Below are 10,004 nucleotides of genomic sequence, written 5' to 3' on the forward strand. Positions count from 1 at the left end.
GCATTGCGCTCCCCCGTGCCCGGCTCCCACGATAACGACGTCTGCTCGATCGGCCATCACACGCGCTCTATCAGCAGGGCAAGCCCCTGCCCGACGCCGATGCACATGAAGGCCAGCGCATAGCGTCCGCCGGTGCGCTGCAGCTCCTCCACCGCCGACATCGCGATGCGCGCGCCCGACATGCCGAGCGGATGGCCCAGCGCGATGGCGCCGCCGTTGGGGTTCACGCGCGGATCGGCGGGATCGATCCCGAGATCGCGCAAGGTGGCAATGGCCTGGCTAGCGAAGGCTTCGTTGAGTTCGATGACGTCGAGCCGATCCACGGTCAGGCCGTTGCGGGCCAGCACCTTGCGCGCTGCCTCGATCGGCCCGGCACCCATCACGCGCGGGGCGATCCCGGCCGCCGCCATGCCTATCACCCGGGCGCGCGGGGTGAGGCCGTGGCGCTTCGCTGCTTCCTCGCTGGCGACCAGCATGGCCGCCGCGCCGTCGTTGAGGCCGGAGGCATTGCCTGCCGTCACGGTGCCGTCCGGCTTCACCACCGGCTTCAGTTTCGCCAGTGCCTCAAGACTGGTCGCGCGCAGATGCTCGTCGGCGGAGAAAAGGACCGGATCACCCTTGCGCGGCGGGATCGAGACGGGGACGATCTCTGCGGCAAGGCGGCCGCTGGCCTGTGCCCGTGCGGCCTTCTCCTGACTGGCGAGGGCGAAGCGGTCCTGCTCCTCGCGGCTCACCTGCCACTGCTCGGCTACGTTCTCGCCGGTCTGCGGCATGGTATCGACACCGTAGGCGGCCTTCATCGCCGGGTTGACGAAGCGCCAGCCCAGCGTCGTGTCCTCGATCTTCTGGCCACGTCCGAAGGCGCTGTCCGCCTTGCCCATGACATAAGGCGCGCGGGTCATACTTTCGGCGCCGCCCGCGATCAGGAAGTCCGCATCCCCGCTGCGGATCGCCTGCGCGGCGATGCCGATGGCATTGAGGCCCGAGGAACACAGGCGGTTGACCGTCACGCCCGGCACCGTCTCTGGCAGCCCGGCCAGCAGCACGGCCATGCGCGCGACATTGCGATTGTCCTCGCCCGCCTGGTTGGCACAGCCCAGAATCACGTCGTCGAGCGCAGCCCAGTCCACATTGCCGTTGCGTTCGGCCAGCGCACGCAACGGGATCGCGGCAAGATCATCGGCGCGCACGCTCGACAGCGATCCGTTGAGTTTGCCGACGGGAGTGCGAATGGCGTCACAGATGAAGGCTTGGGCCATGTTCTTCAGCTTTCCAGAAATGAAGCGAGGGCCGCCGCCAGCGCCTGGGGCGCTTCGAGCGGCGCAAGGTGCGCGGCTTCGAGTGCTACATGCGCCGCGCCCGGGATGCGTGCGACGAGATGCTCACCGTGCCCCTCGAACGGGGTCGAGGTGTCGCGGGTGCCGGTGACGACCAACGTCGGCGCGGCAATCGCACCGATGCGCTCGGCAAGATCCATGTCGCGGATCGCCGCGCCGCAACCGGCGTAGCCTTGCGCATCCATGGTCAGGAGCTGGCGGCGCACGGTTTCGTAAATGGCAGGTTCGCCGGCGTCCGACAGGAAGCGGCCCATCGCCAGATCGGCGATGGCGGCCATGCCCTCACCGCGTACTTTGGCGATACGGTCGTTCCACGAAGCGCTGTCCATCGTCGCGGAGGTGCAAACCGGCACGAGCTTCGTCACCCGCTCAGGCGCGCGGAGCGCCAGTTCCATGCCGATCATGCCGCCCAGCGACACGCCCGCCACCGCGAATGAAGCAAGCCCGGCGTGATCGGCCACAGCCAGCACGTCATCCGCGAGCATGGCCATCGAAAAGTCGCCCGGCTCGGCCGCCGAGGCGCCGTGACCGCGCGTATCGATCCGCAGCAGGGCGAAGCGGTCGCGAAGATGGGGCAGGACGGCGTCCCACAAGTCCATGTCCGTGCCGATCGAATTGAGCAGCACCAGCGCCGGCGCATCGTCGCGGCCATCGCGCTTCCAGTAGAGAGAGGCTCCGGGAACCTGGGTGAAAGGCATGGTTCAATCCTCCGGGGCAATGGTGACGCGCAGGCCGTCCAGCGCGGCGGTCAAGGCAATTTGGCACGAGAGGCGCGAATGCGCGCCGCGATGGTCGGAGGAATCGAGCAGGTCGTTCTCGTCCTCGCCGGGGCCGCCGGTCGCCTCCGCCCAGTCCTCGTCGACGAAGACATGGCAGGTCGCGCAGGAGCAGCAGCCTCCGCAAAGCGCAAGCAATTCGTCGAAGCCGCTGTCGCGGATGGCTTCCATCACGGTAACGCCCTTGCGGGCGTCGATCGCGGTCTCGTCTCCCGAACGGTCGACGACTATCAGTTTCGGCACCTGGATGTTCCTGTCTTACGCCGTTTCCAGCGCATGGGCGAAAGGCGCGCCGGTCTTGGCGGTGACTTCCTCCAGCGTGACGCCGGGAGCGAGTTCCACCAGCGTGAGTCCGCCCGCCTTGCGGTCGATGGCGAAGACGGCAAGGTCGCTGACGATCATGTCCACCACGCGCTTGCCGGTCAGCGGCAGGGTGCAGGCAGGCAGAATCTTGGGATCGCCGTGCTTGGAGACGTGATCCATCACCACGATCACCTTCTTCACCCCGGCAACGAGGTCCATCGCCCCGCCCATGCCCTTCACCATCTTGCCGGGAATGGTCCAGTTGGCGAGATCGCCCTCTGCCGAGACTTCCATCGCGCCCAGCACGGCCATGTCGATATGGCCGCCGCGGATCATCGCGAAGCTGTCCGCGCTGGAGAAGAAGCTGGAGGTGGGCAGCGCGGTGATCGTCTGCTTGCCCGCATTGATCAGGTCGGGATCGACATCCTCGTCATACGGAAACGGACCGATGCCGAGCATGCCGTTCTCGCTCTGAAGCGTGACCTTGATGCCGACGGGCACATGGTTCGCCACCAGCGTAGGGATGCCGATGCCCAAGTTCACATAGTACCCGTCGCGCAGTTCCTTTGCGGCGCGGGCGGCCATTTCATCGCGGGTCCAGCCTTTGGTATCTTGGGCCATTATGCGGTTTCCCTCTCGCGGACGGTGCGCTTCTCGATGCGCTTCTCGTTGATGGTGGAGAGCACCACGCGGTCGACGTAGATGCCGGGGGTGTGGATGCAGTCGGGATCGAATGTGCCGGCGGGCACGATCTCTTCCACTTCGGCAACGGTGACCTTGCCGGCGGTCGCCATGTTCGGGTTGAAGTTGCGCGCGGTCTTGCGGAACATCAGGTTGCCCTCCTCGTCCGCGCGCCAGGCCTTGATGATCGACAGGTCCGCGCGCAGCCAGGTTTCGCGCACGTATTCCTCGCCCTCGAACACTTCCACCGGCTTGCCTTCGGCGACCACGGTGCCGACGCCGGTCTTGGTGTAGAACGCCGGGATGCCTGCGCCGCCGGCGCGAATGCGCTCGGCCAGGGTGCCCTGCGGGTTCAGTTCCAGTTCGAGTTCACCCGAGAGGTACTGGCTTTCGAACAGCTTGTTTTCCCCAACATAGGAGGAAATCATCTTCCGGATCTGGCGGCTCTCCAGCAGCATCCACAGACCGAACCCATCCGCGCCGGCGTTGTTCGAGATGACCGTCAGATCTTTCACGCCCGCTGCGCGGATTTCGGGGATCAGGCTCTCAGGATTACCCGAGAGGCCGAACCCGCCGGACATGATGGTCATGCCGTCGAACAGCAGGCCGTCGAGGGCTGCGGCGGGGCTATCGTAGATTTTCGACATCGCGTGTCTCCTTAACCGAGGTCGCCGCCCGCGACGGGCAACACGGTGCCGGTCACGTAGCTGGCCTCGTCCGAGGCGAGGAACAGGATCGGGGCGATCTGCTCCTCAAGGGTTCCGTAGCGCTTGAGGAAGGCGGAATCGGTCACTTGCGCGACTGCCTCTGCCATCCACGCCTGTTCCTGCGCGCTGTCGCCTTCGGCGTTGCGGGCGACACGGCGCGGGGGGGCGCTCGTGCCGCCCGGCGCCGTCGCGACGACACGAATGCCGGCTTCGGCGTATTCCATGGCGAGGCTCTGCGTCAGGCCGTTGATCCCGCCCTTGGCCGCCGAATAAGGCACCCGGCGAATGCCGCGCGTGGCGTTGGAGGAGAGGTTGACGATCGTGCCAGCCCCCTGCCCAAGCATGGTCGGCAGCACCGCATGGCAGCAGTAGAGCGTGGGCATCAGCGAGCGGCGGATTTCCGCATCGATCTGCGCCGGCTCGAACTCGGCATAGGGCCGCATCCGGATCGCGCCGCCAACATTGTTGATGAGGATGTCGATCCGGCCGAACGCCGCGACGGCCTTCGCCATCGCCGCCGCCGCGCCCTCATAGGTCTCAAGGTCGCAGCAGACGGAAACGGCTTTGCCGCCCGCCGCCACGATGGCCTGTTCCACCTCGGTCACGAATTCGGCGCGGTCGACCAGCACCACGCTGGCCCCCTCGGCGGCGGCGCGACTGGCGACACCGGCGCCAATGCCCTGCGCCGCGCCGGTCACGACCATGACTTTGCGTGCGAAACGTCCTGCGAAGATCACGGCAGTCTCCTCAGACGTGGTAAACGTCGATGACCTGATGAATGTAGTCGTCCTTCAGGACGATCTTCTTCTTCAGGATCGTGGGCGCATCGCCAGAGGTATCCAGCGTCAGGAACGTAGTCCCGAAGAACTGCTGCGTCTGTTGGTAACGGTGGCTGAGCGTATGCCAGTTGTAGCGCAGGTCCACTTGCCCTTCCCGGCTCTCCAGCACTTCGACATTGCCGATGAAGTGCGCCGAACGCGGCTCGGGCGTCGAGGCGGAGGACCGCTCGGTGTTCAGGCGGTAGACGCGGTCTTCCAGACCCTGCCGGTTGGCGTAGTAGATCAGCGAGATTTCGGTTTGCGGGTCGGTGCAGAGTTCATCGTCGTCGGTCCAGGCGGGCATCCAGTATTCGACTTGGGGGGAATAGCATTCCAGCCATTCGTCGAACCGGCGATCGTCCAGCAGCCGCGCCTCGCGGTAGAGGAAGGCGCAGATCTCGCGGTAGGAGAGGGTGCTTTCGTTATTTGGGCGGGTCATGTCGAGCGTGCTCATTCCGCCGCCTCCATCATCGGCGGCTGATTGGCCGCGTCCTTCGCCAGACCGTCGAGCATGATCTGCGCCCAGAACTCATGCTGGCGCACGAACAGCCCCTCGTCCTCGCTGCGCTCGCTGGAGAGCAGCGGGTTCATGCCCATGGCCTTGGCATTGGCGTCCGCGCCGTGGATCCAGCGGGTGGCGCCGCGGCTGAGGTCGTTCCACAGCTCGCCTGCGCCTTCGTAGGCCTTCTGGCAGGAGCGGAATTCCTCCAGATCGTCAGGCGTGCCCATGCCGGTGACGTTGAAGAAATCCTCGTACTGGCGGATGCGGTGGGCGCGGTCCTCGGCGCTCTCGCCCTTCGGCGCGTAGCAGTAGATCGTCACTTCGGTGGTGTGCACGTCGATCGGGCGGACGACGCGGATCTGGGTCGAGAACTGATCCATCAGGAACAAATTGGGATAGAGCGCCAGATTGCGCGTCTGTTCGATGATGAACCTGGCCCGTTCCTCGCCCAGCCGGGCATCGAGTTCCGGCTTGTGGTTCCAGATCGGCCGCACTTCGGGATTGATCACCTGCGTCCAGAGCAGGATGTGCCCGTGTTCGAAGCCGTAGACGCCGCTGGCGGGCGCCTTGGACCAGCCGTTGGCGTCCACCGCCTTGGTGCCGCCCTCGGCCCGGCGGCCCATGGTGGACTGGTAGTTTTCGTGAACGGAGCTGACGTGATAGCCGTCGCAACCGTTCTCCATCTGCATCTTCCAGTTGCCGTCGAAGGTGTAAGTGGAATTGCCGGTCAGCACTTCCAGTCCCTCGGGCGCCTGGTCGACCATCTGGTCGATGATCACCTTGGCCTCGCCCAGATGCTCTTCCAGCGGCAGCACGTCATGGTTCAGCGAACCGAACACGAAGCCGCGATAGCTCTCGACGCGAACCTTGGTCAGGTCGTGCGATCCCTCGTGGTCGAAGCTTTCGGGATAGGCACCGGTGCTCGCATCCTTGGCGCGCAGCAGCTTGCCGTCGGTCTTGAAGCTCCAGCCGTGGAACGGGCAGACGAACAGCGGCTGGTTGCCCCGCTTGCGGCGGCACAGCTTGGCGCCGCGATGCGCGCAGGCATTGACCACGCCGTTGATCGCACCGTCCTTCGCGCGGGTCAGGATCACGGGCGTGCGCCCGATGAAGGTCGTGAAGTAATCGTTCTTGCTGGGAAGCTGGCTTTCGTGGGCGAGGTACACCCAGTTGCTTTCGAAAATGTACTTCATTTCCAGTTCGAACAGCGCCGGATCGGTGAAGACGTCCCGGCGGCAGCGGAACTCTCCGGTTTCAACGTCATCGACCACGGCGGTCGAGACCCGGTGCATGAGGTGTTCGTACATGATCCTGTCTCCCGTATTCTTGTGTGGTCAGGCCGTTTCGGTCTGCTTCTGCGGCTCGGCTTCGGCGCGGGCGCGGGACGAGAAGTGCTCATCATCCGCATCGGCGGCGCGCTGCATCTGGAAGTCGAACTGGATGTAGGCGCTGTCGCCCTGGCGGCTGGGCACCGGCAGCAAGCCCTCGCGGGTGCCGAAGGCGAAGTCGTCGGCCGCGAAGGGATCGTCGCCGAAGTTGATCTGCGTGGTCAGCGTGCGATAGCCCGGCGCTTCGATGAAGAAGTGGACGTGGGCGGGGCGATTGCCGTGGCGGCCCAGCGCCTGCATCAGCTGGTCGGTCGATCCGCCCGGCGGCACCGAGTAACCGCTCGGCTGCTTGGAATGGAACGCATAGCGCCCGTCCTTGCCCAGCTTGATGCGGCGGCGGTTGTTGAACGGGGTCTGCTCGCCGGTCGGGTCGAAGTGCGAATACCAGCCCTTCGAATTGGCGTGCCAGACGTGGACGATCGCGTTCTCCACCGCTTCTCCATCCGGGCCGGTGACATTGCCGGTCATGTGCAGGACCGTGGTGCCCTCGTCCTCGTCCACGCTGAGGTTGGCATTCCCCTCAACCAGCGGCGCACCGGCGACGTAGAGCGGCCCTTCGATAGTGCGCGGGGTGCCGCCGGTCAGGCCGGCCTCGGCATCCTTGGCGTCCATGTAGAGGTCCAGGAAGTGCTCAAGGCCCGTGCCCGGCACGATCAGGCCGATCTCGCCCGCGCTGTCCGAGAGATACTTCATGGCGAGCCAGAACTCGCTTTCGGAAATGTCGTGGCGGACGATCAGCTCCATCACCGATTCGGTAAGGTCGCGCATGATCGCCTTGAGGCGGGGGCTGCCGCCGCTCTCGTTCACGCCGGCGGCGCGATCGAGCAGCTGCTGGATTTCCGGGGTCTTTACGAAGCTGACGTCCATTTTGTTCTCTCCCAAGGACTGTATTCAGTGGCTCCGGCGATCAGCGATCGTCGTCATGGATGGAGGATGGGTGCCGGGCGAGCGGCGTGACCTTCATGGTCATGAAGGGGTAGAGCGGCAGAGCCATGAGCGTGTCATGCAGCGCCGCATTGCTCTCGACGTCGAAGATCGAGACGTTGGAGTAGAGCCCGACCTTGCGCCAGATGTGACGCCAGGTGCCCGCCTGCTGGAGCTTCTGGAAGTACGCCTTCTCGGCCGCCTTGATCTTCGCGGCTTCTTCCGCATCGAAGTCCAGCGGGATGTTGACGTCCATTTCGACCATGAACAGCATGGCTCAGGCTCCTGCATTTACGGCGTGAAGGCGCGGACCGGAACGGTCACGCCGGAAAAAGGCGATCTTGTCGGGATCGAGCGCGATGCCGAGGCCGGGGCCGGTCGGCACCTTCAGCGAAAAGTCCCCATAGCCGAGCGGCTCGGTGAGGATTTCCTCGGTCTGGAGCAGCGGGCCGAACAGTTCGGTGCCCCAGGCCAGCTCGGGAACGGTGGCGAAGACATGGGCCGAAGCCGCCGTGCCCACGCCGCCTTCCAGCATCGTGCCGCCATAGAGGCCGATGCCCGCCGCCGTGCCGATGGCGGCCACTTCGGCGGTGGCGAAAAGCCCGCCCGACTGCGCGATCTTCAGCGCGAAGACGCCCGCGGCACCGGCAGCGGCAATCCGCAGCGCGGTGCGCGGGCCGTGCAGCGCCTCGTCCGCCATCAGCGGCACGCCCCGCGTGGTGGCAAGGCGGGTCATCGCCGCGATGTCGTCTCCCGCGATGGGCTGTTCGACCAGATCGCAGCCCACGTCCTGGAGCATCGCCATGCCCAGCTTGGCCTGCGCCTCGCTCCAGTTCTGGTTCACGTCCACGCGAACACTCGCACGATCACCCAGCGCCTTGCAGATCGCGCCGACATGGGCGACGTCCTGTTCCACGGTGCGCTTGCCGATCTTCAGCTTGAAGATGCGGTGGCGGCGGAGCGAGAGCATTTCCTCGCCCTCGGCAATGTCGCGCGCGGTGTCGCCGCTGGCGAGGGTCCAGGCCACCGGCATGTCGTCGCGCACGCGGCCACCGCCGATGAGGTCAGAGACCGGCACGCCCAGCCGCTTGCCCGCCATGTCCAGTAGCGCCGTTTCCACCGCGCACTTGGCGAAGTGGTTGCCGCGCACGCACTTGGCGACTTTGGCCATCGTCGCGCCGACACGGGCGATGTCGCAGGTCTTCAGGACCGGGACGATATAAGTGTCGATGGCGGACTTGATGCTTTCGGGGCTTTCCTCGCCATAGCTGAGGCCGCCGATGGTCGTGCCTTCGCCGATTCCCTCGACGCCGTCCGTATCGGTGAGGCGCACGATCACCATCGCCTGCGAATGCATCGTGGCCATGGCCAGAACATGCGGGCGGATCGTCGGTACATCGACGATTAAGGTATCGACCCGATCCAGCATAGCCATTGCGGCGTCTCTCCCGACTGGTTAGTGTTGCTGGCACTTACCTAGTCCTTGCCAGGCCGGTCATCAAAGACCAATCCGGTGCGAGGTTAATACCTGGCAGGTATAATGAGCATGGATTTACGCCTTCTCCGCTACTTCGTTGCCGTGGCGAGCGACGGAAATTTCAACCGCGCGGCAGAGCGGCTGCACATTGCGCAGCCCCCTCTTTCGCGCGCGATCCAGCAGTTGGAGGCTCATGTCGGCGCCGAGCTGCTGGACCGATCGGTCCGCCCGCTCCGGCTCACCCCGGTCGGCAAGCTCCTTTACGAACAGGCCATGCAGATCCTGGCGCGCATGGAAGACCTTGAATCCATGGTAAAGGCCGCCGCCGAAAGCAAACGGCGCCGCTTCGTCATCGGGTTCGTGGCATCCACGATCTATGCCCGCCTGCCCGAGCTGATCCGCGAGTTTCGCAAGGCGGCACCGGACGTCGAGCTGGTCATGGTGGAAAGCACCACGCTGGACCAGATCGCCGCACTGAAGGAAGGCCGCATAGACGTGGGCTTCGGCCGCATCCGTTTCGACGATCCGGCGCTCCGGCGCATAATCCTGCGCAACGAGCGACTGGTCGCGGCCTTTCCGATGCACCATCCGCTGGCCGATGGCGAAGGCCCCATTTCCCTGCGGGACATCGCGAACGAGCCCCAGATCCTCTATCCGCGCATGCCGCGCCCCAGCTATGCCGACCAGGTCATGTCCTTGTTTCGCGACAACGGCATAGAACCGCGCATCGTCCACGAAGCGCGGGAACTCCAGATCGCGATCGGCCTCGTCGCCGCCGAGGAAGGCATGGCGATCGTCCCCGAGTCGGTACGCCGCGCCCGCAGCCATGACGTCGCCTTCCGCGACCTCGTGGAACCCGCAACCTCACCGATCATCATGAGCCACCGCCCGGGCGACCACTCCGCCGAACTGGCGATAATGGCGGCCATCATCGCGCGGCAGTACGAGGAATGGGGCTACGCCGTGCCCGCGCCACTGCTCGCCCCGGACGCGAACGACTAGGGCCGGGCTCTAAGAACCTGTTTGAAATTCGCTGAAAGCGAATTTGAGCGGCACCGGCCCGCGCCCCCACCCTACCACCCAACGGTAGT

Annotated in this window: 12 protein-coding genes; 1 reads left to right on the forward strand and 11 read right to left on the reverse strand. The window is 65.4% G+C overall.

The window, feature by feature from the left end:
- Nucleotides 1-56 precede the first annotated feature (56 nt).
- From pcaF to RT424_RS22965, 11 genes are read right to left on the reverse strand one after another with little or no spacing between them, the layout of a single operon-like run.
- Nucleotides 57-1,259, reverse strand: coding sequence for a 3-oxoadipyl-CoA thiolase (gene pcaF / locus RT424_RS22915; protein WP_313442956.1), 1,203 nt, complete (start codon nt 1,257-1,259; stop codon nt 57-59).
- Nucleotides 1,260-1,264: 5 nt separating this feature from the next.
- The gene (gene pcaD / locus RT424_RS22920; RefSeq protein WP_313442959.1) at nt 1,265-2,035 is read right to left on the reverse strand and encodes a 3-oxoadipate enol-lactonase; all 771 of its coding nucleotides are present in this window, start codon (nt 2,033-2,035) and stop codon (nt 1,265-1,267) included.
- 3 nt (nt 2,036-2,038) lie between these two features.
- Nucleotides 2,039-2,356 (reverse strand): 2Fe-2S iron-sulfur cluster-binding protein, encoded by a 318-nt coding sequence (locus RT424_RS22925; protein WP_313442961.1) that lies wholly within the window; start codon nt 2,354-2,356, stop codon nt 2,039-2,041.
- Nucleotides 2,357-2,371: 15 nt separating this feature from the next.
- The gene (locus RT424_RS22930) at nt 2,372-3,037 is read right to left on the reverse strand and encodes a 3-oxoacid CoA-transferase subunit B (protein ID WP_313442962.1); all 666 of its coding nucleotides are present in this window, start codon (nt 3,035-3,037) and stop codon (nt 2,372-2,374) included.
- A complete protein-coding gene (locus RT424_RS22935) occupies nt 3,037-3,744 on the reverse strand; it encodes a CoA transferase subunit A (protein WP_313442964.1) in 708 nt (235 codons plus the stop codon). The genes RT424_RS22930 and RT424_RS22935 overlap by 1 nt, the downstream gene beginning before the upstream one ends.
- An 11-nt stretch (nt 3,745-3,755) precedes the next feature.
- Nucleotides 3,756-4,541, reverse strand: a complete 786-nt coding sequence (gene benD / locus RT424_RS22940; protein WP_313442966.1) for a benzoate diol dehydrogenase BenD — start codon at nt 4,539-4,541, stop codon at nt 3,756-3,758.
- 10 nt (nt 4,542-4,551) lie between these two features.
- The gene (benB, locus tag RT424_RS22945) at nt 4,552-5,076 is read right to left on the reverse strand and encodes a benzoate 1,2-dioxygenase small subunit (RefSeq protein WP_313442968.1); all 525 of its coding nucleotides are present in this window, start codon (nt 5,074-5,076) and stop codon (nt 4,552-4,554) included.
- Nucleotides 5,073-6,431, reverse strand: a complete 1,359-nt coding sequence (locus RT424_RS22950; RefSeq protein WP_313442970.1) for an SRPBCC family protein — start codon at nt 6,429-6,431, stop codon at nt 5,073-5,075. Before RT424_RS22950 ends, benB begins: the two co-directional genes overlap by 4 nt.
- A 27-nt stretch (nt 6,432-6,458) precedes the next feature.
- Nucleotides 6,459-7,379, reverse strand: a complete 921-nt coding sequence (locus RT424_RS22955) for a dioxygenase (protein ID WP_313442973.1) — start codon at nt 7,377-7,379, stop codon at nt 6,459-6,461.
- A 40-nt stretch (nt 7,380-7,419) separates the two neighbouring features.
- Complete coding sequence (catC, locus tag RT424_RS22960; RefSeq protein WP_313442975.1) at nt 7,420-7,710, reverse strand: muconolactone Delta-isomerase; 291 nt, start codon at nt 7,708-7,710, stop codon at nt 7,420-7,422.
- Between the two features lie 3 nt (nt 7,711-7,713).
- Nucleotides 7,714-8,871, reverse strand: coding sequence for a muconate/chloromuconate family cycloisomerase (locus RT424_RS22965; RefSeq protein ID WP_313442977.1), 1,158 nt, complete (start codon nt 8,869-8,871; stop codon nt 7,714-7,716).
- 111 nt (nt 8,872-8,982) lie between these two features.
- Between RT424_RS22965 and RT424_RS22970 the strand changes: the two genes are divergently transcribed.
- Nucleotides 8,983-9,915 (forward strand): LysR family transcriptional regulator, encoded by a 933-nt coding sequence (locus RT424_RS22970; RefSeq protein WP_313442979.1) that lies wholly within the window; start codon nt 8,983-8,985, stop codon nt 9,913-9,915.
- The last annotated feature ends 89 nt before the right edge of the window (nt 9,916-10,004 follow it).

The organism is Novosphingobium sp., assembly GCF_032093395.1.
GTDB lineage: Bacteria > Pseudomonadota > Alphaproteobacteria > Sphingomonadales > Sphingomonadaceae > Novosphingobium.